Below are 25,143 nucleotides of genomic sequence, written 5' to 3'. Positions count from 1 at the left end.
ACCCCATTATTTGGGTTTAAAGGCCCATGGCGTGGCTGACGAAAGCGTTTTTGATGGTTGTGAGTTTGTCTGTAGCTGAAAGTCCTATACCGCGTACTAGTTTTTTTATAGGGTCGTTGCCGTCGAATAGGAATTTGAAGCCATCCATTGCTGCTATCATTTTTGTGGCTTCTGTTTTGCGGCTTCGCTCGTAGCTGCGCAGGTGCTTATATAAACCTATGTCTTTACCGGCAGCACTTAGGCTACTTAACGATTCAGCTAGCGCTAGGGCGTCTTGCATTCCCAGATTTGCTCCCTGCCCGGCTAGCGGGTGAATCGTATGCGCTGCATCGCCCACCAGCACTACCCCATCTTTGGCCCATTGCCTTGCATAGCGCATAGTTAGTGGAAATGCGGCGCGCTCGGTTTCAAGCGCTATAGTGCCTAGAACGCTGTTACTTGCGGCAGTTAAAGCGTGGCAAAAAGCGTCGTCATCCAATGCCATTAGTGCGCTTGCTTGTGCTGGCGTTTGCGACCACACAATTGAGCAAACATTCGGTTCGGTCATTGGAAGTAGCGCAAGCGGGCCAGTTGGCGTAAACGCTTGGCGCGCCACATTGTTGTGTGGCTCTTCGGTTTTGATATTAGCGACTATGGCCGTATGCTCATAATCTTTGAAGGTAATTGGCAGGCCGGCCTGCTTTCTTACAAAAGAATTAGCGCCGTCTGCGCCAACAAGCAACCTGCAGCTTAGCACGTCGTCGTTGTCTAACATCAGCATGGTTTGATTAGGGCCAGCGAGCACCCTTTCAATACCTGCAGTGACTAGTTGCACGTTAGGCTGAGCCTCTACCGACTTAGCCAAGGCATTTACTAAGGCTTGATTCTCTACGATTACCCCTAGGGTATCGCTTCCCATTTCGTCACACGAAAAATGTATATCACCAAAACTGTCTTTGTCCCACACATGCATAGCGGTGTACGGGTTGGCGCGATCTAGCTGTAAATGAGGCCACACATCAAACTGTTGCAATGCTTTAATATTTGCCTGATTTATTGCGCTAACACGCGCCGTTGGCTTATCTGCAAGCACCTGATAACAAGGCGACTTATCAATAACTGCTATATTTAGTTCACTGTTTTTTAGCGCTGCGGCTAGGGTTAACCCCACAATTCCACCGCCCACTATTGCTATATCAACATGCTGCATTGTTATCTCTATTTCCGTGTGGTGTTACGCCATAACCTGTTGTGTGCTTTACGAAGGTTTTCTTCACTTGCGGCATCATACTTAATGCTAGTAAGGAAACGTTTCGGCCTATGACGGTAGGAAAATACTGGTTGGAGAAAGTTCGCACTAGGGTATCGGTAAGCGCAATCGTGTTATCTCGGTCTTTCTTACGTTCGTTCGCATAGCGCTGAACGATATTAAATGCCCCAGCGTCAAAGTGGCCAGCACCGCTTTCCACTTGCGTTTTTTGATTGCTCTCTTGCTTCGAAATTGGCGACATAGAGTGCTTAGGTACAGCACTTTTTAACACAGACTCTCTTTTTAATACTGACACGAGTGCACTCAAATCTCGCAAACCCAAGTTGAACCCCTGCCCCGCTATAGGGTGTAACGCCTGCGCAGCGTTCCCCACCACTACCGTTCGGTGGCTGGTAACTTGTTGGGCTTTAGTCAGCGCTAATGGATAGCTAGCCGTATCACTCACCCTTAATATTTTGCCCTGACGATAACCGAAAGCTTGTTGAAGCGCGTTAATAAACGACGCTTTATCCATTTCCATAAGTGCTTGAGCGGCTTGGGTTTCTAGCGTCCATACCACTGAAAAACCATTGCCATTTGCCTTTACGCCGTCAATTTCACTATCGAAGGGTAAAAAAGCAAGGGGGCCAGAATCGGTAAAGCGTTCGTACGCTTTGTTTTCATGAGGATTTTGCGTATGTACATTAAACACAATGGCAGTTTGGTGATAATCACTGACTGTTTTGGCAATACCCACACGCTCAGCTAAACCGGAACGCCCGCCATCTGCAAGTATCAATAGCTTAGTGGTTATCACATCCCCGCTATCTAGCAACACGTCTACATTGTCACGGTGCTGCTCAACACCGGTCACTTTTGCTGGTGCTATGTGCTGATACGCAGTACTCGCATTTGCTGCTAAGCGCGTTAGCGCGCTTAAACTTACCACCTGGCCAAACGCGTCGATGTGATAATCTTGGCTATGCAGATTTAAAAGACCAAGGTAGCCCTTATCGCTCACTTCTATCTGCTTTATTTTAGGAGGTAGTTCGCCGTTGTGCTGCTTAGCTAAGTCGTTAAGGCTTAAACCAACATCGGCTAATTCGTTAACCGTACGTCTTGCTAACGCAATAACTCGTGTATCGGTAAACGGGTTGAAATCATTGTGGGAGGGTGAGGTTTCTTTTGGGTCTGCAGCGTCAATAAGTGCAACACTTAATCCGCTTTTTTTACCTTCGGGCGTTCCAAGAGAAATGTTTTCAGAAAGTGCTTTAGCAAGCACGGTTCCTACAATCCCACCACCAATAATAACTACATCAACCGCTGCCGATTCCACTATATTTGTCTTCCCGTCGCTCTAACTTTTGCGCTTTTTATTGTTTTAGTTTTTCGCCATAAGTGATTCGACTTCGTCAATCTCTTTAGGCACGTCGGATGTCAAAACTTCCACACCCGATGCAGTAATGACCACATCATCTTCTATGCGAACACCTATACCCTTGTACTTATCGGGTGCCACACTGTCTTGACTAATATAAATACCTGGCTCTACCGTTATCACCATTCCTGGCTTTAATGGTCGGTCTTGGCCGTCTATTTTGTAGTTACCTACGTCGTGCACATCTAGCCCTAAAAAGTGACCTAACCCGTGCATGTAGAACTGGCGCCAGCTTTCGTTCTCTAAGTTTTCTGCCACACTACCTTCTAATATACCAAGGTCAACTAAACCTTCGGTAATAATTTCTGCGCTGTGTAGCATTGCCTCGGAAAGCGTGACGCCGGGCGCTAGCATATCCAATACGCTTTTTTGCGCCTTCAATACAACGCTGTAAATTTCACGCTGAGCATGACTAAACTTACCATTTGCAGGAAATGTTCGGGTAATGTCTGCAGCATAACCTTGATATTCTGCGCCTGCGTCGATCAAGATCAAATCACCATCATTTACCTGTGCGCTATTTTGCGTGTAATGCAAAATACAGGCATTGTCACCGCTTCCTACAATAGTGCTGTACGCAGGCGAACGTGCGCCAGCCATAGCAAACTCATGGTGAATTTCAGCTTCTAACTGATATTCAAAACAGCCAGGAGAAGCAAATTGCATAGCGCGCTTGTGAGCTCGGGCACTGATTTCCCCCGCCGCTTTCATCATTGCTACTTCGCAGGCTGATTTAAACAATCGCATTTCATGAAGCTGTGGGCGAAAATCGTGTATCGCGCCAGGCGCTAATGATTCTTTTGGCGCTTCACGCAAAGTATTTAGGGCTTCGGTAAATAATCGGTCGTGACGTTTACTGTGACCTAAAGCGAAGTAAACATTGTCTTGCCCTTGAATAGACGCCAATAAGGCTTCTTCTAATTCATGTGTTTCAAACGCTTCATCTAAGCTAAATCGGGAAAGCGCAGCTTCAGCACCGAGGCGCTTACCGTGCCAAATTTCAGCGCTTTTGTCTTTTTCCTGAACTACCATTGCGCGATAGCTCTCGCCGTAGCGAGGGTGATTAGACAATATCAACCATGCATCAGGCTCTTCAAAACCCGTTAAATACCAAAAGTCGCTATCTTGCCTAAAGGTATACTCGGTATCTCGGCTTCGCGTTACCAGCCCAGCGGCAGGTACTATACATACACTGTTTGGTTGGCACTGCGCCAACAGCCTGTCTTGTCTGGCAATAAACTCTTGAGCGCTAATCATAAACTAGAAAACCCCAACTAATTCACTGTAAAGTACGCCGATTAAACAGCTGCTACTTTTAACTTTCCCTAAGTACTAGTGTACGGATGGTGTGTCTTGTTGATCATCAAGAAGTGATTGACCCAGTTCGCTGAAGCATAAAATAGCTGAGATTTTCACATATTCTTCTACTTCAAAAAGCGCTTTTTCAGATTCTTCATCCGCATCCATTGGCTCTTCCATACGAGATATATCTGAGAAGTCTTCAAGTGCTTCTTTAACATCGTCAGAACACTGCACAAGGTCCTGCTGATGTAAACCGAAACCAAGCATAAAACCCTGCACCCAGTTGATAAGCGCAGCGCCGCGGTCGTTGATAGGCGCTTGGTCTTCTGGAAGTAGCAAGCTAAGCGCAAATTCAGGCTCTAATAACTGCTGACAGGTTTGATTGAAAAGCGTATTGAGAAGGTGTTGAGTTTGGTCGCTGAACGCATCACCTTGGTTGATGGTTTCGCTAAGGGCTTCAAGCCACTTTTGGTCGGTAAGCGACATGCCACCACAGAGCATTCCGGTTAGAATGCCGTGTACTTCTGCCGCATCTACAATGATACCTTGTTGTGACAATTTATTAGTTACGCTATCGTAATCGAGCTGTTTTTCCACGATTCGTTCTCTTTATTTAAGATGAGTTGAGTTTTCACAGCCCTTTTTGATTTCGGCCGTTACTCCGTGATGGCGTTAATACTAGCAAAAATCAATATACAAAGCCCACTTTTGACAATTTAGCGTGCAGTGTTTGAACAGTGCATTAATAGTAAAGATTATACTTTGTACAACGAACTCATACGTTGTTTACTGACTGTTCAAACAACCGCGAATTGGCGTTAATTTAACGAAATGCACGCTGCTATCCCTAGTAACGAACGCATAATTAATCTAAGATCATCATTGTTGGATACGGAATTCCTCTCGCAGCAGTATTTAAAAGACGTGTAAGTTTGTAACTAAATTAGCTGTTTGGTTATTATTGAGCTTATCTTATATGCGTGTATAATTGCTGACCAATTGGTCAAGAAAATAGTATTTTTTTACCGCTTTTATATTCACCACGCAAAAATAGTTATAAAGCGCGTTAGGTGATCCTCTTCACTGGATCTCGCGTTTGTTATACCCTGTTGCGTTAATACAACAACAATGTTTCCTGGGATGTTTGCTAGTTCATTCATGTCCCTGGCCGATGCTTTAAACCTAGGAAGTTGAAACAGCTGCTATTGTGCAAGCTCGACGCGTATCGAGAAGCCTACGGCAATTGTGATTCTTCCGCCCTGAACTTTTCGGTTCACGGGCGAAACATGGACAGCGGCATTCTGGGAAGCGCCCTCTTTCGACGGAAGAAGAAATGGCAATAATAAATTTTGGCTCTATAAATATTGACCACGTTTATCAGGTAGATCACTTTGTGCAACCTGGAGAAACGTTGGCCTCAACCCATTACCAAACACTGCTAGGTGGTAAGGGTGCAAACCAGTCGATTGCTTTAGCGCAAGCAGGTGCAGACGTACGTCACGTCGGCAGCATTCACGAAAACGACGCCTCTTTCAAGCAAGCCCTTATCAAAAAAGGGGTAGATTGCCGTGGTGTTAAGTGTTCAGAAGTTCCTTCTGGTCACGCTATCATTCAAGTTACGCCTAGCGGCGAAAATGCTATTGTGCTTTTTGGTGGTGCTAACCAAACCATTACAGCAAAAACTGTAATGCAAGCGCTAGACGATACACGCCCTTCAGATTGGGTACTAACCCAAAACGAAACCAGCAGCATTGAAGAAGTACTTCGCCAAGCGAAAGAAAAACAGTTAAAGGTTGCCTTTAACCCTGCGCCTATGAGCGAGTCGGTTAAACAGCTACCACTGGAATGCGTCGATTTGCTTATTGTTAATGAAACAGAAGCGGCAGCTATAACTGGCAAAGAAGAATTTGAAGATATTGTGACAGTTTTCAAAGAACAATGGTCACACTGCGAAGTTATCATTACACTGGGTAAAGCAGGTGTAATGATGCTGCGTAAAGACGACGTCATAGAAGTAAACGCTTTTTCTGTAGATGCAGTTGATACAACTGCGGCAGGCGATACCTTTATCGGTTATTTCTTATCTGCCTACAGTAACCACACCGATGCTAAACAGGCGTTGCGTCGTGGCTGTGCCGCCTCAGCGATTGCAGTAACTCGTGAAGGCGCAGCACAGAGTATTCCAACACAAAAAGAAGTGGATCGTTTCTTAGCGAAACACGCCAACTAGCAAGACGCACTGAGAAAATTTGATGGCACATAAGATCATATTAGATACGGATCCGGGGATTGATGATGCAATGGCGATTTTTTTCGCTTTCCAATCTCCAGACATTGAAGTACTTGGTTTAACCACAGTTTACGGGAACGTTCCTGTAACAATGGCTGCGCAAAATGCGCTTACCCTTTGTGAAATTGCCGGTAAAGACATTCCTGTAACCAAAGGTGTAGGTATGCCGTGGGTTGGCCCTGAGTCAACCTATGCACACTTTGTTCACGGAGAGCACGGCTTCGGTCATATTAAACCTGAAGCGCCTAAAACCGAGTTAGACCCTCGCAGCTCTGCGCAGTTTATCGTTGATATGGCGCGTAAGTACCCGGGCGAAATCACATTAGTGGCAATAGGTCCATTGGGCAACTTAGCCCTAGCCCTTCGTCTTGAGCCTGAGCTACCTAAGCTGGTTAAAGGTGTTAGCATTATGGGAGGCGCTGCGTTTGTACCTGGCAACGTTACGCCTGTAGCAGAAGCGAACATTTGGAATGACGCCCACGCAGCAGAAATCGTATTTGCGGCAGATTGGGAATTGACTATGTTTGGTTTGGACGTAACGAACTTCACGCCATTCTCGCCAGCTTTTGTTGAAAAACTTGAAGAGAAAAACAATACCCTTGGTGGCTTTGTAAAAGAAAGTGCCCAGTTCTACATGGACTTTTACTCACAAAACCGTGAAGACCGTGTATGTTTCTTCCACGATGCGTTCCCAATTGCTCACCTTCGTCACCCAGAGTTATTTGAACTGACTGAAGGCCACGTTCGCGTTGGTACTGGCACGCTGGACAGAGGCCAAACGGTGGTTGCCCCAACTGGTACAACACCTAGCCCACTTTGGAACGAAGCTAATACCATTAAGGTAGCGACTAAAGTTGACCATCAAAAACTGGAACAACTATTCGTAGACACCTACGCTCTGTGATATGTTTAAGGGATTGTGAATATACAGTCCCTTTTTTATTTCTGCGTTAGGTTTATATAGATGGAAGCAGCTGCACTCCCTGAAAATGAAGATGAACGTCTTGCCGAACTACTCAGCTACGATGTTCTTGATACTGAAGCGGAGCAGCTTTTCGACGACCTCACAACGTTAGCTTCTCAGATATGCGAAACCCCCATTGCACTTATTAGTCTTATTGACCCTGACAGGCAGTGGTTCAAGTCTCGCGTTGGACTAGATGCAGAAGAAACATCCCGCGAAATAGCCTTTTGCTCCCACGCTATTTTACAGGAAGAAGTGTTTGAAATCCCTAACGCCACGTTAGACCCGCGATTCCATGACAACCCTTTAGTAACTGGTTCACCAGATATACGCTTTTATGCAGGTGCGCCACTCATTACACCATCAGGCTACGCTATTGGTACGCTTTGCGCTATCGACCGCAAGCCTAGAACGCTAACTGAAGCACAAAAGACGTCGTTACAGACGTTAAGTAAATCAGTGGTAGCACATTTAGAGCTCAAGCGGAAAAACCGAGAACTGGAGCGTACTAGTCAATTCAAGTCTGATTTCCTGTCCTACGTTAGCCACGAAATCAGAACGCCACTTAACGCTATAAACACCTTCAGCCGCCTTCTTGAAGGCGAAGCTAAAAAGTTAGATTTACCCCCGTCTTTTACCACCCCGCTTTCACATGTAAGCCAAAGCGGCGAAAGACTTCTAGAAATTGTAAATTCGGTATTAGATATCAAGCAAATAGAAGCCGGCAAAATGCGCGTAATGGCACGAGCGGTGAATACAAGCGACTTCTTTACACATCTGTTTTCGTTAACTAAGGTTCGTGCCGAAGACAGCGGTATTACATTTTTCACCAGCATTGATAAATCAGTGCCCGACTCGCTATTTTTTGACGATACCAAGTTTGGACAGGTTGCACTGAACTTGCTGTCTAACGCCATCAAATTTACCAATAAGGGTAAGTCGGTAAAAGCGCAAGTAAAATACAAAAATGGAAAAATTATATTCAATGTCATAGATGAAGGCATTGGTATTAGCGAAGACGATCAAAAGCGACTCTTTGAGCCTTTCGAACGGATGGGTAACGCGCAAGAGATTAGTGGAACTGGCTTAGGCTTAAATATATCCAGGCGTCTTATCGAGCTTATGGATGGGACGATTAAAGTTAGCAGTAAATTAAATCACGGTACCCGCATAAGCGTAACCTTGCCCGCCGATGCGCTAAGTGCAAATCAGTTCGTTGAGGCACAGCCACAAAGCTTTGTAGCACAAGTTAACATTGATAAATCTGCAAATGTGTTAGTGGTTGAAGACCACTATATAAACCAAGTGGTTATTCAAACCTTGTTTGAAAAATTAGGCGTGGCGCTCTCTGTGGTAAGCACAGGTGAGGAAGGGGTTGAATACGCTAGATCTAATCCTGTCGACTTAGTGCTAATGGACCTTAACTTACCCGGCATTCAAGGAGACGAAGCGACGGCACAGATAAAAGCTCACAAGCCAAGCTTACCTGTTGTAGCATTAACCGCTGACGTGATAACTGAGTCTGAGTATTTGCGAGAAAGAGGTCTTGATGACGTGCTAACCAAACCCATAGACAATAGTGAGTTGGTTCGTGTACTGAATCACTATTTAGGGCAGAAGAACCACTAACGGCCCTTCACGCCAAGCAAGGTTGCCCAATATGCAAGTAAGCGTTTCACAAGAAAAACAGCAAGCTAGAGCCCAACTTCGCAAAAAGCTTCGCGAAGCACGCCGTAGTTTACCTGAAGAGCAACATGAAGACGCTGCAAAGAACATCTCCGCTCAGCTAAACACCCTCCCCTTTGTTAATAGCGCAACTACTGTAGCCGGGTACTTGGTTAACGATGGCGAAGTAAACTTAAAATACTACATCGAATCAACTTGGCAGGTCTCGCACAAAAAGTTCGCATTGCCTGTGCTACATCCTGTATGCAAAGGACACTTGCTTTTTTTATCTTATACCCCCGATTCTTTGTTGATTTATAACAAATATAATATTGAAGAGCCTGTATTGTCCTGTGAAGCCGTCATACCTGTTACACAATGCGATGTTATTCTTATGCCGCTAGTGGGGTTTGATACAAGCGGTAACCGCTTAGGTATGGGTGGGGGCTATTACGACCGCACCTTAAGCTTTACGCAACGCAAGCTGAATACTCAATCGGCCTTAAACCAGCACACGCCAAAATTGGTAGGTATCGCTCACGATGTGCAAGAAGTTGATGCCCTGCCCGTTGCCCCGTGGGATGTGCCGCTGGATGCTATCGTGACCCCTTCTCGCACACTTATATTCACTAAACCGTAATTTCACTATATCAAATTGAACCTATGAACTTATGGGTTCATCCGCACTTATAAGTTACACTTGCAAGCATAATAAGTTGGAGAGTAACCATGGATCAGAACGAAAAAAAGCAAGCCGTAGCCAAAGCAGCCATCGACTATGTTGAAGCAGACAGTATTGTCGGTGTGGGTACGGGCTCTACTGTTAATTTTTTCATAGAAGAACTGGGCAAAATTAAGCACAAAATTGAAGGTGCGGTTTCAAGTTCAGAGGCATCTACCGAGCGCTTGAAAGCCTTGGGCATTGAAGTTTTCGAGTTAAATGAAGTTAGCAACCTTTCAGTTTATATTGACGGTGCCGACGAAGTTACCGAACACAAGCACATGATTAAAGGCGGCGGCGCAGCTCTGACCCGCGAGAAGATTGTTGCGGGTGCCGCTACCACGTTCGTTTGTATTGTAGATGAAAGTAAGCGCGTACCTGTTTTAGGTGACTTCCCACTTCCTGTAGAAGTTATTCCTATGGCTCGCTCTTTTGTCGCTCGCGAACTGGTAAAACTGGGTGGCGACCCCGAGTATCGACAAGGCGTTGTGACAGATAACGGTAACGTTATTTTAGATATTCACAATCTTGAAATACTAAACCCACGTGAGTTAGAGCAAAAAATCAATAATATTCCGGGGGTAGTAACTAACGGTATTTTTGCCCTACGTGGCGCAGATATCGTGTTAAGTGCAACCGACAGTGGTGTTGAAACCTTTAAGTGATTCGGGCGGCTTAACCGCCCCTATTCTAGTGTTTTGTTGAAAAGCTACGCAAAATACTGCTTTTAACTTAGCGCGTTTTCTGTTAATTTCCGTTTAGACGTCTAGATGTCTTAATTGATAATATTTTTGCAGCTAGATGTTTATGTTGCTTAAGGTTATGAACCTTTTTTATTAGAGCAATTAGCGTAACTAAAACGCTAGATAGCAGGCGCTAAACCAAGGCTCTGTTGCAAATAAGATAGTGCATCTTTAAATGTTAGCTACTGAGAATTTATGAGATCCTATGGTTGGCACTGCCAGCAACCCCAATTAAATCAGCGAGAGATAGCGAGTTCATGAGCAAAGTTTCATTAGAGAAGGATAAAATCCGAATTTTGTTGTTGGAAGGTGTTCACCAAAGTGCTTTGGAAACACTACAAAGCAATGGGTATAGCAACATTGAATTTCTTAAAACCTCTCTTCCTGAAGATGAGTTAATTGAGAAGATTAAAGACGCCCACTTTGTTGGTATTCGTTCACGTACACAGATTACCGAGAAAGTAGTTGATGCGGCGCAAAAGCTTGTTGCTATTGGTTGTTTCTGCATTGGTACCAACCAGGTGAACCTTGAAGCCACGCAGCGCCGTGGTATTCCCGTTTTTAACGCGCCTTTTTCTAATACTCGCTCGGTTGCAGAACTTGTTCTTGGGCAAATTATTCTTTTGCTTCGCCAAGTACCTAGCAAAAACGCCAAAGCTCACCGCGGTGAATGGGAAAAAACCGCAGTAGGTTCGTACGAAGCTCGCGGAAAAACTTTAGGTATTATCGGCTATGGCCACATAGGTACACAGCTTAGTATTCTTGCTGAACACCTTGGTATGCGCGTTCAATTCTTCGATATCGAAGATAAGCTAGTGCTGGGTAACTCAGCTCAGGTGAAGTCGCTTGAGAAGCTGCTTAATACCTCTGATGTGGTATCGCTACACGTTCCTGAAACGCCGCAAACCCAAGATATGATTGGCGAAAAAGAACTGTCTCAAATGAAAAAAGGCAGCATTCTTATTAACGCATCTCGCGGTACTGTGGTTGATATTGACGCACTTGCCAAAGCACTGGAAAGCGGTCACCTTAATGGCGCAGCAATTGATGTATTCCCAGTAGAGCCTAAGTCTAATACTGAAGAATTTGAATCGCCGCTTCGCGCGTTCGACAACGTTATTCTTACGCCACACGTTGGCGGAAGCACGCAGGAAGCGCAAGAGAACATTGGTATTGAAGTAGCGGGTAAGTTAGCAAAATACAGCGATAACGGCTCTACGTTGTCGGCGGTTAACTTCCCTGAAGTATCACTGCCTGAGCACACTGGTCGTTCGCGCTTGCTTCACGTACACAAAAACCAGCCAGGTATTCTTACGCAAATCAACAAAGCTTTTGCGGAAAAAGACATCAATATTGAAGCTCAGTATCTACAAACTAACTCTGAAATTGGTTACGTGGTAGTAGATGTTAAAGAAGACCGCGGCTATGAAGCACTAGCAGAACTTCAACAAATAGACGGCACTATTAAGACCAGAATCCTTCATTAAACAAAAACGTTTAATAAAACGCTTGCTTGATATTTAGTTAAAAAAAACGCTGCAAATTTGCAGCGTTTTTTTGTATCTGTACTTTTGTTTTACTTAGTAATGCACTGGTTCTAGCGCCTATTCCAACAACACTATGGCATCAGTGTATAAAGGAATTACCTAGGTAAAACATTAAACCGCCTCAACGCACAACTGAGCGGTCAAGGCGCTTCAGTAAAGTTTAGAAGAAGTTGTAAACTAGGCTTACAGCTGTTTCTGTATCAAGTTTTTCTACGTCTTCATCAACGTTAGTGTTGTGATCTAATTTGAACGAAAGACGCATAGAAAGGTTCCCGCTGATCGTAGCAGTAAGTGCAGATTCAGCACGTGACTTCGTGTTATCAGAGCCCACTTCAGTACTCACGGTTTGCGTGAATTTAGCAGTGTCAGAAATTTTCCAAGAATACGCTGTTGATGCACGAACAATCATGCTATCAAGATTTTCATCTTCTTGTGTTTCAATGAACGAGTAACCAGGACCAATTGAATATTCTAGAGTGTGGCGATCATTCTCTAGCACTTTTTGGTTCCAACCCGCTGCTACCGTTGCTTGGTAGTTAAAGTTACTAAAACGGTCATCTTCATATGACGCGAAGGCAAATAGACGGTTATCTGGGTTTTCTAACTTATAGTTACCCTGCGCTGAACCAAAGAATTTCTGTGCAGAAGTAAATTCGACATCTTCTTGCTCGCCTGCATCATTTTCTTGTTGGACAGTTTCCTGTTTGTACAGACCTTTTAAAACGTAGTCATTACTCCACTTCTCAAGCTCTTGGTGAGCTTGAATTCCCGCGCTGATTGAAGTCGTCTCAGTGTTACCTGATGTAGATATGAAGCCAAGCTCACCTTCCATTGTGAAAGGTTTTACTTCTTTACCTTGAGCGAATACGGCAGGAGAAAGAGAAATTGCAACTAGAGATGCAAGCACTTGCTTTTTCATTGAACAATCCTATTGATTATCGGTCCATTCGTTGTACACGACACCTTAAGTACTGCAAGGCGGTACAACACGAGTTTTAAAAGAGGTCAGCTAAATAGCGTCGAAAAATAAACCAACGCTACAAACAATGGTGCGCAGTGTACATTTTCAACGCTCTCAGTCAATCCACCCGCGGTAAAAAGCCGGTTTTAAGCCTTAAATTTACACTAATTGACTAAAAAAACTGATAGACCAATGCTACAGATGTCTCTGTGCTTAACGCCGCGACATCTTCAGGGGTGTCGGTTTCATGATTTAGTATAAACGACAGCTTCATCGCTAATGAACCGAATACATTTGCTGAAAGCGAGGTTTCAGAACGGGACTTGGTATTTTCTTCACCAGCTTCTGTGCTCACAAATTGACGCAGTTTGGCACCCGAGCTCCAGTGATATTTGTACTCGGCTGATGCGCGTACTATTACCCCGTCGTTAACAAGATTATCGCTGTCTTCTTCTGCTTCGATAAAGGTGTAACCTGGCCCTACACTATAACGAAACTCACTGTCTTCGTTTCGCCAAACGCGTTGTGACCAACCCGCGGCTAATGAAGCTCGGTGCTCATACCCTGTAAATTTATCATCTTCATAATCGCCGTACATAAAAAGGCGGCGGCCTGGCGTAAGTAGCTTATAGTCGAATTGCGCGCTGGTAAAAAAGCGCTGTGCGCTTATGTCGCGCTCTGTGGTAGGCGTGCCGCTTTCTTTGTAGAGCAGCTCAGCAAAATAAACACTGCTCCAATTTTCGGTTTCATGATCGGCATTCACTGCCGCTTTCACACTCGCAGCAGACGTATTGCCTGTATTGAGAAGAACACCCAGTTCTCCATCCATTGTAAAACGGGGAATTTCGTCATCAGCGTCTGGAGTAAAATCGGCGTGATAAAGGGTCTCAATAAGGTCTCTTGCATGTGCTGAGAAACACATACCAATACAAATAGCACCTACAACAACGTGCGGCCGGAAGGTTTTTGTGAACATAATCTGATTTTACGTCGAGCTTTTTAGTTATTAGATTACGTCTAAATAAGACGCTTATAATACCAATCCTCTGGAAGAACTTTACTGTGTTTTACAGTTTATCAGTGCTATAACAGAATTGAGACACTGAAAGCTCAGTGAATAAGCGAGACAATTTTTGCTGTTTCTTGCTCAGCATATTCAATTGAATTACTTATCACTTCCATATCGAGACTTACTGTATTGGCTATCTCAGGCGTAAAAAGTTCAATGTCAGCATAACTTTCTTTATCAAGTTGACTAAGCGTTATTCGACTAGCAAGAGCAAGGACGCAGATATCAACGTCAGAAGCGTACTTTGCTTCTTCGTTCATAAATGATATCGGATAGTACAAACCAATAGGCAAGTGCCATTTTTCCAATATGATACCGCTACAATGTGCAAACGTAAAACCGAAATGAGCTAACTGTTCAGTATGTGGCAACTCGCTTTTTTGTGCGTGACGATAATCGTCATAACGCTTAGGTTCTTTTTTAGCGACAATGAGCTCACTTAGATTCTGAAGAATTCCCATGACAAAAAAACGTTCAGCGCCGCGAATGTTCAGTCGCATCGCTAGACTCTTAGCGACCATGCCACAATAAACAGAGGCATGCCAATGCTTGTCTAAATCAATTAGCAATGTATCGAAGTGCTTAAAGGCAGTGGTTGCCGTTTCAGCAATCACTAAATTATAAAGCGCTTCGCCCCCTATTACGTTAATCGCTTTTGTCAGAGACGCAATTTGAGAGGGAAAACGAAAAAGTGAACTATTGGCTAGCCGTAAAACTTTAGCAGTAAGAGAAGGGTCGGCACTAACTAATACAGCAATCTCTTCGATACTAGAACGAGGATCATCTAGCGTTGAACGCAAGCGAACGCATATATCGGGTAACGTAAACGATTTTGTAGCATACGAAACATACTTATCTAACGGCATCAAAAAATTCTCTAACTCTTTTTAACTTCTTTCAGGCGGCTCATTGAAAAGAGAAAATTGTTCGGCTGACTCTTCACTTTTTAGCTCTTGCGCTTTGCGTAACTTCGCCAATACTGCTTTTTCACGCCTTACACACGCACTGATTATTTTTCGTTTTGTCGCATCATCAACTTTGAGCCAATAAAGGCGTTCATCTCGACTTCTGTAACAGCCTTTACAAAACCCTCTTGGACCAGACTCGCAGACACCAATACAAGGGCTTGGAATTTCAAAAAACTCAAGCTGTTGGGACTGCGCTTTAGGGTCCTTCATTTCAGGCTTGCCACCTTAATTAATAAGCGTTAAGCGCTGAAGTACACAGCACTTCTTTAAATTAAAACGTATACCCGCAAATCCAGCCACTAGACATTAGCAGTAATCTAATACATAAAGTGCACAAATGCGTGAACTCGCCATGTCTAGTCAATTCACGTTGCCAGTCTTAGCATAGCATGAATATCAATCTACAAGCGTATATTCAATGGTAGACACTACCCGCACCTTCTTAATGTGAGGATGGTGACTATCGCGGCTTGAAATACTGAACTGCCCTTGGTTGGCCCGCTTAATTTTACCCAATGTACTTTTTGAATCTTTGGCAAACTTTTCCGCCACCTCTCGAGCATTAAGCGTAGCTTCTTCAATCATTTCAGGCTTTACTTCGTTTAAGCGAGTAAACACATAGTCGGGCTGAGCGCGATAACTTTGGTCTGATAATACAATACCGGTTTTAATTAATTCCCCAATTTGCTGCATGAGCGCTCGCACTTTTTCAACATCATTTGAAAAGACAGTAACGGTTTGAATGGCGCTGTAGCGAAATGGTGCTTTTTCACTACTTCCATATTGTTGTGCCAATTTGTCATTTATTTCAGGCTTTCCAATAGTAATGCTTTCTGCTGAAATGCCCTTCTCTTCTAAAAAGTTAGCCACCTGAAGGCTATTCTTTTCGATATGTTCATACAGTTGAGGTAAGTCATTGCCCGCGTCGACAAATTGAATAGGCCAAATAACCTGATCTGCTATGTACTCTCGCTCCGACAGTCCTTTTACGGTAACTACCCTATCCCACGTTTGCATATCGTTCATTGACGATGATACCTGAACACCAAGCAAAGCCACCGCAACCACCATGCCCAAGGCCATTACTATAGCCGCACCTATTTTCATTCGAATCTCCGTTTATCTGCTGTACTTTTTTAACTTTATCTCAAGGATGCAGGGAAATATAAGCATTTAGATAATGCAATACGAGATAAATGCTGACCAAAGGTGGCAAAAAAAAGGCCACTCAAATGAGTGGCCTAAAAAGCCCCTTAAGAGGGCAACGCTTGGGTAGACGGGAGAGTTAACCTTTACGTTTTAGCAAATAGTAAAATACGGGAGTAAGAATTAAGCCGAAGAAAGTGACGCCTATCATTCCAGAGAATACGGCCACGCCCATGGCTTGACGCATTTCTGCACCCGCGCCAGTAGAGATAACCATAGGTAATACCCCCATGATAAAGGCAATTGATGTCATCAAAATCGGACGTAAACGTAAGCGGCTTGCCTCTTTAATTGCCGAAAGCGCATCCATGCCGCTGTCCTGCAGCTCTTTAGCAAACTCGACAATAAGAATGGCGTTCTTTGTAGCAAGACCGACCAATACAATTAGACCAATTTGGGTGAAGATATTGTTGTCACCACCGTAAATCTGAACACCAATAAGAGCGCTCAATAAGGTCATAGGAACAATTAGTATAATTGCCAGTGGTAAACGAAGGCTTTCATACTGTGCAGCCAGTACTAAGAACACGAGAAGCACAACCAGTGGGAATACAAAAGCTGATGCATTACCGGCTAATATTTGCTGGTAGGTCAACTCTGTCCACTCGTAGGTCATTCCTAGCGGCAAGGTTTCAGCCAATATCTCTTCGATAGCCGCTTTCGCTTGGTCTGACGAATAGCCAGGCGCTGGAGCACCGTTGATTTCGGCGGTAACGTAGCCATTGTAGTGCATCACTCGGTCTGGACCGGCGCTATGTTGAACGTCTAGGAATGAACCTAACGGTATCATTTCACCTTGACTATTTCTAATTTTGAACTGGGTTATGTCCCCTATCTCTTGACGATATTGAGCATCAGCCTGAACGTTCACTTGATATGTACGACCAAACAAGTTGAAGTCATTTACATAAAGGGAACCTAAGTAAGCTTGCATCGTGGTAAATAACGTATCGATGTTTACCCCTTGGCTTACAGCTTTTTCACGATCTACGTCTACATCAAGTTGTGGCACGGCTACAGTAAAGCTTGTGAATGAACCTGTTAGCGCTGGGTGCGCCCACGCTTTACCAATCACTTCTTGGGTTACACGCTCTAGCTCTTCAAAGCCCAAATTCCCTCTATCTTCCACTTGCAAGCGGAAGCCACCTATAGTGCCTAGCCCCATCACCGGAGGTGGCGGGAAAATAGCGACATAGGCCCCTTTAATCGAACCAAACTGCTGATTGAGTTTTGCAGCAATAGCGCCTGCAGATAACTCTGGCGACTGTCTTTCATTAAAAGGCTTAAGCGGCGTAAATAAAATTCCAGAACTTGGGCTATTAGTAAAACCGTTAATATTTAAGCCTGGAAACGCTACGGCGTCAGAAACGCCTGGATGCTCCATCGCAATTCGAGACATTTCACGAATCACTTCTTCCGTTCTGTCTAAACTTGCCGCATTGGGTAGTTGTGCAAAGGCCACCAAATATTGCTTATCTTGCCCTGGTACGTAACCCGTAGGTGTAGTCGCAAATTGGTTATAAGTGAGCGCAATAAGGCCTGCATATAACACCAGTACAATGCCGCTTTTGCGAATTAAGCCGCCAACCGCACCTGTGTATTGTTTCGAACCACTATCAAATACTCGGTTAAATGGCGCAAATACAAAGCGACCAAACACCTTGTCCATACCGCGAGTAAGCCAATCGTTTGCTTTACCGTGAGGCTTCAATAGTAGAGCAGATAAAGCAGGGCTTAGTGTTAACGAGTTAATTGCAGATATTACCGTTGAAATAGTGATAGTAAGTGCAAACTGTTTATAGAATTGCCCGGTTAGGCCGCTCATGAAAGCCGTTGGTATAAATACGGCAGCCAAAACCAGCGTGGTAGCAATAATCGGCCCAGTCACTTCTTTCATTGCTTGGACAGTAGCGTCAAATGGTGATTTACCTTCGGCAATATTTCGCTCTACGTTTTCCACTACAACAATGGCATCGTCTACAACAATACCAATAGCTAACACTAAGCCAAATAAAGACAGCGCATTAAGAGAAAAGCCCATTAACTGCATGAAAGCGAATGTACCTACCAGTGAGATTGGTACTGCCACCAATGGAATGATGGATGCACGCCAAGTTTGAAGAAACAGTACAACTACAAGAACAACAAGTAATACCGCTTCTAAAAGCGTGTTTACTACGGCTTCAATCGAGCCTCTCACAAACACAGTAGGGTCGTAAACAATGTCGTACTCTAAGCCATCGGGAAACACCTTTGAAAGCTCCGCCATGCGCGAACGCACGTCGTCTGATATTTGTATGGCGTTTGAGCCTGGCGCTTGGAATATTGGAATTGCCGCAGCTGGGTTATTATTTAACAGCGATCTTAAGGCATAATTATTCGCCCCAAGCTCAACACGAGCCACATCTTTAAGTCGGGTAATCTCGCCATTTTCGCCAGACTTAACAATAATATTTTCAAATTCAGCTTCATCTTTTAAACGGCCGCGAACATTGATAAGTAGCTGAAATTCACTGGTGCCTGTTGGCTGCGCACCAAGACTACCTGCCGCAGCCTGCTGATTCTGATCGGCAATAGCCGCTGCAACATCACCAGGGTTTAATTGAAGCGCTGCAAGCTTGTTAGGGTCTAGCCATACTCGCATGCTGAATTCGCCTGCACCGAACAGGCGTACTTGCCCTACTCCATTTATTCGAGCTAATTCGTCTTTAACAAACTGGTCGGCATAGTTTGAAAGATACAGCATGTCATAACGATTATCGGGCGACGTTAAATGCACCACCATGGTTAAATCTGGTGATGATTTTTCGGTAACCACGCCTAAGCGCTGCACTTCTTGAGGTAAACGTGGCGTAGCGCGATTCACACGATTTTGTACCAGCGTTGTTGCTTCATCTGGGTCGGTGCCAATCGCAAACGTAACTGTTAAGGTCATGCGGCCGTCGCTGGTAGCTTGAGAAGACATATACAACATATCTTCAACACCGTTAATTTCTTGTTCTAACGGCGTAGCGACTGTTTCAGCAATAACTTCAGGGTTAGCGCCAGGATAATTCGCGGTTACCACAACAGTAGGCGGCACCACTTCAGGATATTCAGTGATGGGCAGTTGCCAAACTGCGATGGCACCACCGATAAAAATAAGTAGGGAAAGCACGCCCGCAAAAATCGGGCGGCTTATGAAAAACTGCGAGATATTCATTACTTAAGACCTGCCGTTGCTGTACCTGAGGTAAATGAACCACCAGATAAAACATCTTCATACTGCGCCATGTTTTGGGTTACTTGGGTAGCGTTATCAACACGTGACTGCCAGTTGGATAAGTTTGCAAGCGCATCCTCATCACCCATGGGGACTTTATTTGCGGCAACTTGTGCACCAGGGCGCACGCGCTGTAGACCATCAACTACAATAGTATCGTTAGCATTTAAGCCACTTGTGATAATGCGCATGCTTCCCACTTTATCACCCAGCTTAACTGCACGATATTCCACTTTGTTTTCGTCGTTAACCACTAACACGAATTTGTTATTAAGGTCTGTGCCAATGGCTTTTTCTTTAATTAGAATGCCTTGTTCATCTGTATCACCCGCCAATTTTAGATGCGCAAACAAGCCAGGGATTAAACGACCTTCTTCGTTATTAAACACAGCTCGAACGCGAAGCGTGCCAGTGCTACCGTTAACCTGGTTGTCGATAAAATCAATTTGACCCCAGTGGTTATAATCAGACTCGTTAGCAAGGCGCATCGCTACTGGCTGCTCGCTTACCGCCGTTGACACAGTTTTATCGCTGTTGACGTAATTTAGATAAGTCTGCTCATCAATATCAAAATACGCATATAAACGGTCAGTAGATACAATACGGGTTAGCTCTGTTTGCCCTGCAGTAACAAAGTTGCCTTCTGTAATATTGGCACGGGATACACGCCCAGAGATTGGCGCTTCAACTCGGGCAAAACCACGATTTAGGCGCGCTACTTCAAGGGCGGCTTGAGTTTGATTTAAGCTTGCTAGCGCTTGATTCTTTTCTGCTAGGCGAGCGTCAAGCACCTCTTCAGATACCGCTTGAGTTTTACGTAGTTTGAAAGCACGGTTAAAGTTTTGCTCGGCCAGTTCTACGCGGCTCTTCGCTTCTTCAAGCTGAGCGGTCAAACGGTCAACTTCCGCTTTAAATGTGCGATTATCGATTAAAAATAAGGTTTGCCCTTGCTCAACGTATTCACCTTCATCAAACGCAACAAAATCGATATAGCCCGACACGCGAGGTCGAAGCGCAACAATGTGCGGAGATTCTAAACGGCCTGTGAAATTATCCCACTCGGTTAAACGCTGGGTCACCACGGTAGCCACATCAACAGGGACGCCTGCATTTGCGTTTGCGCTCATTGATTGACTTGGATCCTGCTCGTCACCACCGCATGCAGCGACAAGCGCAGTTAAGCTGACTATTGCCAATAAACGGGTAAAAGTTTTCATTGCAAGATTCTCTAAAAAGTTAAACTAAAGTTTGATGCCGCGCATTATGCATATGCGAAAAGAATAAAAATAATTATATTTTTATATGCAACACATCACATTGTGTTATATGTTGATATTATATGCCGAAGGAGTGGAGCGCCTTTCTAAAATTAAGAAGGGGTTTGTTATAGAGCAAATCCAAAAATTCGTAAGAAAAGCCGAAGCTTAGGTAAATTCAGGGCTACGGCGCCGTAATATACAGGCGTCGCTCGTCGTATTCATATAGAAAATTAATACGTTTAGCTATAACCTATAACTAAATAATGTCATTCACGTTAAACCTATTATTATATTGATTCATTAATTGATAGATGAATGTAGATGATAGGTAATAAGCGCCGGAGAGAACAATGCGTCCACATGATTTAAATTTATTGATGATTTTTGATGCCATCATGACTGAGGGTGCCATTACCCGAGCAGCTGACAGGTTATCAATGACGCAGCCGGCGGTCTCTAATGCGCTGTCTCGGATGCGCACCGCTTGGAACGATGAATTGTTTGTTAAAGATGGGCGTGGTATTCAGCCTACATCTTTCGCTAAAAATCTTTGGAGTCAAATACAAGGCCCTCTAGGCGAGCTTGAAGTTGCCGTTAACCCGACTGACTTCGACCCCGCGACGGCAAAGCGCACTTTTCGTATTGCAGCAACTGATAGCATTGTGTCTATGGTGTGGGGCCCGCTGCGCAAAGTTATTGAGAACGAGGCGCCTGGTATTAATATCCATGCCATTCCTAATTACGATATGGAAACGGACAAAATACTTAAAGATGCCGAAGCCGAACTGACTTTCTCTAAATACCAAGAGCCTGGCTCAGTTATCCGTGCTGAACATGTCCTAGACCCAAGCTGGGTGGTGGTAATGCGTCCCGACCATCCTTTAGCCAAATCTCAACTAACGTTAGAAGACTTTGTCGCGGCCGATCACCTTCTGGTTTCTGTTACAGGCGATGTGACGGGTCCAACAGATCAAGTGCTGGCGAATTTAGGCCTTAAGCGCCGTGTAGCCATGTCCGTAAACCAATTTTATAACGCCACACCGCTATTAAAAGAAAGCAACCTTATTTGTGTAGCACCATCTTTGGTAATGGAAAAAGAAATATTCTCAGGTGAACTGGCAGTGTTTGAAACACCAATAGAAATTGTTAGCTCTCCGCTATCTGTAATGTGGCACAAACGTCAGGATCAAGATGCAGGCCTGCAATGGTTAAGAGGATTAGTAGTAAAATTTATTCGCGAACGCGTGCAGCGTCATGAAATGCTGCTGTCTCAATGCTGCCGCAAAGCTTACTGCGCTGAAACGGTAAAGCGCTTTATGGACCAGCGTAATATGGACTGTGAAGAATTTACGCCCGCCCACTTGGATACACAGAAAATAGCTGTTGAAGTACCAGAGTTAGGGTAGAAATATTAACTAAGCTGTTCTACCACTAGCCTATTCACTCTAGCATACGTAGTTTGGCATATGTGCCTATCGAGACCATCCCATAACAACCTTAATGCAACCGGTGTCAATGGCTCTTAGAAGTAACACTTTTTCTAGTTTATAGCTGCCTTCCGAACCTTGTAATGAATAATTTCTGCAGAACATGTCATACATTCTGTAACCAAAGTTCTTCTTTGAGTTAATTGCAACCCAAATATGCCGCTTCGTTACTTAATTATAAAAAAAATGTAAAAATTCCCAGACCAGCAATTGACACCGGTGTCATAAACCTTGTAAATTCATGTTGCTGAAATGTTAATGGGAGATAATAATGAATAAGACCGTAAAAACCGCTGTCGCGTTGAGCGTTGCTCACGCGCTATCCACACTTTATGTTTTACCTGTTTATGCTCAAGAAAGCGATGAAGAATCAATAGAAGTAGTAGAAGTTCAAGGCTTTCGAAGCGCAGTAATTAAAGCTAAAGACTTAAAACGAGAATCTTTGGTTGCACAAGATTCTATTGTTGCAGAAGACATCGCAGACTTTCCTGATTTAAACTTGGCAGACTCTTTACAGCGCGTGCCGGGCATTGCGATTACTCGAGAAGGCGGTGAAGGTCGTCAAATATCACTTCGAGGGATGGGGCCCCAATTCACACGTGTTGAAGTAAACGGCATGGAGGCTCTAGGGTCTTCGTCGTCTCCCATGGACAGTCGCGGGGCTGTAACCCGCTCGCGCGCGTTCGACTTTAACATCTTTGCTTCAGAACTTTTTAATCAAATCGATGTTAAAAAGTCGTATTCAGCCGAAATAGAAGAAGGCGGTATAGGCGGTACAGTTAACTTAAAAACCGCGAAACCTTTCGACTTCTCTGGAATGAAAGGCGTAGTGGGCGTTCAAGGTGGCACCAACACCAATACCGATAACTTTGATAATCGGTTAGTTGGGATGCTGTCCAACACATGGGATAACTTCGGTGCGCTAGCGTCAGTAGCTTATAGCACACGAGAGTCGCGCGAATTTGGCTACAACACCTATAGATGGCGTAAGAGAAGCACGTCAAACTATAGTGAGAGCCTAGATGCCAATACTGCTCAATTACTCGAAGACGGTGAACTATGGTTTTCGAGAGGAAATCGATACTCAGTGTGGAATAACCAACAAGAGCGCTTAGGTATAACGGCGTCTTTACAATATCGCCCCTCTGATGATTTAAATATTAGCTTAGATTTTCTGCGCGGTGAACTAAACAATACGCTTGATGAGCACCACATTTCGACCGGGGGTTCTAGCAGTACGGCTTTGGGGCGCGTGGAGGAGCTAGAGTTCATTGACAATAACGGCGACAAAGAAGTCGTTTTTGGACGTTACTCTGATACCACGATAAGAACAGAGTCTCGAGAAGATTACAATGAGTCTGTTTTCACTCAACTAACTTTCAATGTTGACTGGAACATCTCAGAGGATTTCATAGCAAACGTACAGATTGGTACAAGTTCTTCTGACTACGACCAGCCCAAGGTCAACAAAGCCAACCTTATGCGACCTGGCAGCGGTATAACAACCGATTTTACTCAAGACCGCTTTTACGGTGTAAATACGTATGACTTTGACCCTGCTTCCCCTGAAGGCTGGCTAGTTAAAGATTTGTATTTCCAAGAAGACTACATCACAAACGATTTCGACAATGCCAAAGTAGATTTTAAGTACTTCGTTGGCGATACAGGAACCATTAGCTTCGGCGCCAATTATAAAAAATTCTCGAACACGGGCGAACGTAGACAAGATTCAGGTTATGTTCAGAGTAAAGAAACCCCACTTAACAACGGTGTAACCACAATTTCATCTGATGTTACCAACGTTTACTCAGACCACCCAGATCAAGATTGGCTCGAGCTTGATATGGCGAAGATACAAGAGTTTTATGGTCTTTCTGATCTTTCATTAGGTGAAGATAAGGTTGTCAGTACATTTGCATACGATGTAGAAGAAGAAACCCAAGCCCTCTATGGTATGTATAGCTGGGATAGTATGCTAAACGACGCCAATTTTAGAGGAAGCGTGGGTCTTCGCTATTACAATACTGAATTGACCTCAAAGGGTATCTCTGGCGGTGAAGATATTACCATGGTTCGTGACTATTCCGGCGTTCTGCCAACACTCAATGTGGTTTATGAAGTGAGTGAAGATGTGCTACTTCGCTTTAGTGCAAGTAAAAATCTGACGCGTCCTTCCTTAAGTGCCTTATCAGTATCTGCAAATGTATCGCAAGCTACGCTATCTGAGGGAGATGTTGGTTCAGTTACTATCGGCAACCCCAGCTTAGAGCCGTACTCTTCTGTGAACATTGATACCTCCTTGGAGTCTTATTTTGACGGTGTAGGTTACTTTTCTGTCGCGGTTTTTTATAAAGATATCAAAGACTTTATTGTCACTGAAACTGCAGCACAAACAAAAACCCTTGAAGAACTATCGTTGCCAAATAGCTTATTGCCAAATGGCGGAACGCCAACTACGCAGTTTAACGTGACGACCCCTCAAAATTCAGATTCATCGACCATCAAAGGCTTCGAACTCGCTTTCCAACGTGACTTCGATTTCTTACCTGAGCCGTTCCAGAACTTTGGTTTAATTGCCAACTATACGTGGGCAGACGGCAACAGCACGTATCGAAATGTGCAAGGAAGTGGCGAGGATCAAATTAAAGCCTTTCAAGGCTTATCGAAAAGCAGCTATAACTTAACTCTTTATTACGAGACTGACGAATGGGGAGCGCGCGTTTCAGCAGCCTACCGAGATAGATATATCAGTAGCGTAGAAGCGGGTCTTGGGGATGAAGATGAGCGCGGATTCCACGAAACAACCTATGTGGACTTCTCAGCATTCTATCAAGTTAACGAGTCGCTTAAGTTAAACATTGAGGGAATTAACTTAACGAATGAACAAGAAATACAATACAGTGACTCCAGTGACCGTCAGTACAACACAACGACCAGCGGAAGAACATTTATGGCAGGTGCTACCTATAGATTTTAGTTAGCTATAAATAATTAACGATGACAGGCGCCTTGTTTTCCGGCGCCTTTTCTATT

19 protein-coding genes and 1 other RNA gene are annotated in these 25,143 nt (G+C 44.2%); 9 read left to right on the top strand and 11 right to left on the bottom strand.

Annotation, left to right across the window (positions count from 1 at the left end):
• Positions 1-16: 16 nt before the first annotated feature.
• The 4 genes from ACYX4N_RS06990 to ACYX4N_RS06975 all read right to left on the bottom strand — a co-directional run bounded on the left by ACYX4N_RS06990 (position 17) and on the right by ACYX4N_RS06975 (position 4,565).
• Entirely contained in the window at positions 17-1,189 is a 1,173-nt protein-coding gene (locus tag ACYX4N_RS06990; protein ID WP_476056053.1) for an FAD-dependent monooxygenase, read from the bottom strand.
• Positions 1,176-2,567, bottom strand: coding sequence for an FAD-dependent monooxygenase (locus tag ACYX4N_RS06985; protein ID WP_476056425.1), 1,392 nt, complete (start codon positions 2,565-2,567; stop codon positions 1,176-1,178). The genes ACYX4N_RS06990 and ACYX4N_RS06985 overlap by 14 nt, the downstream gene beginning before the upstream one ends.
• Positions 2,568-2,609: 42 nt before the next feature.
• Positions 2,610-3,923, bottom strand: coding sequence for a Xaa-Pro aminopeptidase (gene pepP, locus ACYX4N_RS06980; RefSeq protein ID WP_476056052.1), 1,314 nt, complete (start codon positions 3,921-3,923; stop codon positions 2,610-2,612).
• Between the two features lie 75 nt (positions 3,924-3,998).
• Positions 3,999-4,565, bottom strand: a complete 567-nt coding sequence (locus ACYX4N_RS06975; RefSeq protein ID WP_179984225.1) for a UPF0149 family protein — start codon at positions 4,563-4,565, stop codon at positions 3,999-4,001.
• A gap of 532 nt (positions 4,566-5,097) precedes the next feature.
• On the opposite strand from ACYX4N_RS06975, the gene ssrS reads away from it, so the two are divergent.
• From ssrS to serA, 7 genes are all read left to right on the top strand, one after another.
• Positions 5,098-5,280, top strand: a non-coding RNA gene (gene ssrS, locus ACYX4N_RS06970) — 6S RNA.
• 21 nt (positions 5,281-5,301) lie between these two features.
• Positions 5,302-6,198, top strand: coding sequence for a ribokinase (locus ACYX4N_RS06965; protein ID WP_179984226.1), 897 nt, complete (start codon positions 5,302-5,304; stop codon positions 6,196-6,198).
• 22 nt (positions 6,199-6,220) lie between these two features.
• On the top strand, positions 6,221-7,162 hold the full coding sequence (locus ACYX4N_RS06960; protein WP_179984227.1) for a nucleoside hydrolase: 942 nt from the start codon (positions 6,221-6,223) through the stop codon (positions 7,160-7,162).
• A 60-nt stretch (positions 7,163-7,222) separates the two neighbouring features.
• A complete protein-coding gene (locus ACYX4N_RS06955; RefSeq protein WP_476056051.1) occupies positions 7,223-8,851 on the top strand; it encodes an ATP-binding protein in 1,629 nt (542 codons plus the stop codon).
• A gap of 31 nt (positions 8,852-8,882) precedes the next feature.
• Positions 8,883-9,527, top strand: coding sequence for a 5-formyltetrahydrofolate cyclo-ligase (locus ACYX4N_RS06950; protein WP_476056050.1), 645 nt, complete (start codon positions 8,883-8,885; stop codon positions 9,525-9,527).
• A gap of 89 nt (positions 9,528-9,616) precedes the next feature.
• Positions 9,617-10,273: a ribose-5-phosphate isomerase RpiA gene (gene rpiA / locus ACYX4N_RS06945; RefSeq protein ID WP_476056049.1), complete on the top strand. Its 657-nt coding sequence runs from the start codon at positions 9,617-9,619 to the stop codon at positions 10,271-10,273.
• Between the two features lie 335 nt (positions 10,274-10,608).
• The gene (gene serA / locus ACYX4N_RS06940; protein ID WP_269916858.1) at positions 10,609-11,838 is read left to right on the top strand and encodes a phosphoglycerate dehydrogenase; all 1,230 of its coding nucleotides are present in this window, start codon (positions 10,609-10,611) and stop codon (positions 11,836-11,838) included.
• Positions 11,839-12,058: 220 nt separating this feature from the next.
• Here serA and ACYX4N_RS06935 read toward each other — a convergent pair whose 3' ends face one another.
• The 7 genes from ACYX4N_RS06935 to ACYX4N_RS06905 all read right to left on the bottom strand — a co-directional run bounded on the left by ACYX4N_RS06935 (position 12,059) and on the right by ACYX4N_RS06905 (position 20,581).
• Complete coding sequence (locus ACYX4N_RS06935) at positions 12,059-12,817, bottom strand: DUF481 domain-containing protein (protein WP_476056048.1); 759 nt, start codon at positions 12,815-12,817, stop codon at positions 12,059-12,061.
• A 214-nt stretch (positions 12,818-13,031) separates the two neighbouring features.
• Positions 13,032-13,835, bottom strand: a complete 804-nt coding sequence (locus ACYX4N_RS06930) for a DUF481 domain-containing protein (RefSeq protein ID WP_474855072.1) — start codon at positions 13,833-13,835, stop codon at positions 13,032-13,034.
• Between the two features lie 134 nt (positions 13,836-13,969).
• The gene (locus ACYX4N_RS06925; protein ID WP_474855070.1) at positions 13,970-14,794 is read right to left on the bottom strand and encodes an HDOD domain-containing protein; all 825 of its coding nucleotides are present in this window, start codon (positions 14,792-14,794) and stop codon (positions 13,970-13,972) included.
• 21 nt (positions 14,795-14,815) lie between these two features.
• Positions 14,816-15,106, bottom strand: coding sequence for a DUF1289 domain-containing protein (locus ACYX4N_RS06920; protein ID WP_474805391.1), 291 nt, complete (start codon positions 15,104-15,106; stop codon positions 14,816-14,818).
• A 186-nt stretch (positions 15,107-15,292) separates the two neighbouring features.
• On the bottom strand, positions 15,293-16,003 hold the full coding sequence (locus ACYX4N_RS06915) for an SIMPL domain-containing protein (protein ID WP_476056047.1): 711 nt from the start codon (positions 16,001-16,003) through the stop codon (positions 15,293-15,295).
• 178 nt (positions 16,004-16,181) lie between these two features.
• On the bottom strand, positions 16,182-19,304 hold the full coding sequence (locus ACYX4N_RS06910; RefSeq protein WP_476056046.1) for an efflux RND transporter permease subunit: 3,123 nt from the start codon (positions 19,302-19,304) through the stop codon (positions 16,182-16,184).
• Positions 19,304-20,581, bottom strand: a complete 1,278-nt coding sequence (locus tag ACYX4N_RS06905; protein WP_476056045.1) for an efflux RND transporter periplasmic adaptor subunit — start codon at positions 20,579-20,581, stop codon at positions 19,304-19,306. Before ACYX4N_RS06905 ends, ACYX4N_RS06910 begins: the two co-directional genes overlap by 1 nt.
• Before the next feature lie 392 nt (positions 20,582-20,973).
• Between ACYX4N_RS06905 and ACYX4N_RS06900 the strand changes: the two genes are divergently transcribed.
• Both ACYX4N_RS06900 and ACYX4N_RS06895 read left to right on the top strand, forming a co-directional pair.
• On the top strand, positions 20,974-22,029 hold the full coding sequence (locus ACYX4N_RS06900; protein ID WP_476056044.1) for a LysR family transcriptional regulator: 1,056 nt from the start codon (positions 20,974-20,976) through the stop codon (positions 22,027-22,029).
• 352 nt (positions 22,030-22,381) lie between these two features.
• Positions 22,382-25,087: a TonB-dependent receptor gene (locus ACYX4N_RS06895; RefSeq protein WP_476056043.1), complete on the top strand. Its 2,706-nt coding sequence runs from the start codon at positions 22,382-22,384 to the stop codon at positions 25,085-25,087.
• The last annotated feature ends 56 nt before the right edge of the window (positions 25,088-25,143 follow it).

It is taken from the genome of Alteromonas sp. ABH4_452, from assembly GCF_056311825.1.
This window is presented reverse-complemented; position numbering and strand designations above follow the sequence as displayed.

Excerpts from the sequence above, each read along its gene's own strand:
- ACYX4N_RS06960 (WP_179984227.1), top strand. The coding sequence starts at position 6,221 with ATGGCACATAAGATCATATTAGATACGGATCCGGGGATTGATGATGCA.
- ACYX4N_RS06900 (WP_476056044.1), top strand. The coding sequence starts at position 20,974 with ATGCGTCCACATGATTTAAATTTATTGATGATTTTTGATGCCATCATG.
- ACYX4N_RS06910 (WP_476056046.1), bottom strand. The coding sequence starts at position 19,304 with ATGAATATCTCGCAGTTTTTCATAAGCCGCCCGATTTTTGCGGGCGTG.
- ACYX4N_RS06990 (WP_476056053.1), bottom strand. The coding sequence starts at position 1,189 with ATGCAGCATGTTGATATAGCAATAGTGGGCGGTGGAATTGTGGGGTTA.
- ACYX4N_RS06955 (WP_476056051.1), top strand. The coding sequence starts at position 7,223 with ATGGAAGCAGCTGCACTCCCTGAAAATGAAGATGAACGTCTTGCCGAA.
- ACYX4N_RS06965 (WP_179984226.1), top strand. The coding sequence starts at position 5,302 with ATGGCAATAATAAATTTTGGCTCTATAAATATTGACCACGTTTATCAG.
- ACYX4N_RS06895 (WP_476056043.1), top strand. The coding sequence starts at position 22,382 with ATGAATAAGACCGTAAAAACCGCTGTCGCGTTGAGCGTTGCTCACGCG.
- ACYX4N_RS06930 (WP_474855072.1), bottom strand. The coding sequence starts at position 13,835 with ATGTTCACAAAAACCTTCCGGCCGCACGTTGTTGTAGGTGCTATTTGT.
- ACYX4N_RS06915 (WP_476056047.1), bottom strand. The coding sequence starts at position 16,003 with ATGAAAATAGGTGCGGCTATAGTAATGGCCTTGGGCATGGTGGTTGCG.
- ACYX4N_RS06935 (WP_476056048.1), bottom strand. The coding sequence starts at position 12,817 with ATGAAAAAGCAAGTGCTTGCATCTCTAGTTGCAATTTCTCTTTCTCCT.
- ACYX4N_RS06905 (WP_476056045.1), bottom strand. The coding sequence starts at position 20,581 with ATGAAAACTTTTACCCGTTTATTGGCAATAGTCAGCTTAACTGCGCTT.
- pepP (WP_476056052.1), bottom strand. The coding sequence starts at position 3,923 with ATGATTAGCGCTCAAGAGTTTATTGCCAGACAAGACAGGCTGTTGGCG.
- ACYX4N_RS06925 (WP_474855070.1), bottom strand. The coding sequence starts at position 14,794 with ATGCCGTTAGATAAGTATGTTTCGTATGCTACAAAATCGTTTACGTTA.
- rpiA (WP_476056049.1), top strand. The coding sequence starts at position 9,617 with ATGGATCAGAACGAAAAAAAGCAAGCCGTAGCCAAAGCAGCCATCGAC.
- serA (WP_269916858.1), top strand. The coding sequence starts at position 10,609 with ATGAGCAAAGTTTCATTAGAGAAGGATAAAATCCGAATTTTGTTGTTG.
- ACYX4N_RS06950 (WP_476056050.1), top strand. The coding sequence starts at position 8,883 with ATGCAAGTAAGCGTTTCACAAGAAAAACAGCAAGCTAGAGCCCAACTT.
- ACYX4N_RS06920 (WP_474805391.1), bottom strand. The coding sequence starts at position 15,106 with ATGAAGGACCCTAAAGCGCAGTCCCAACAGCTTGAGTTTTTTGAAATT.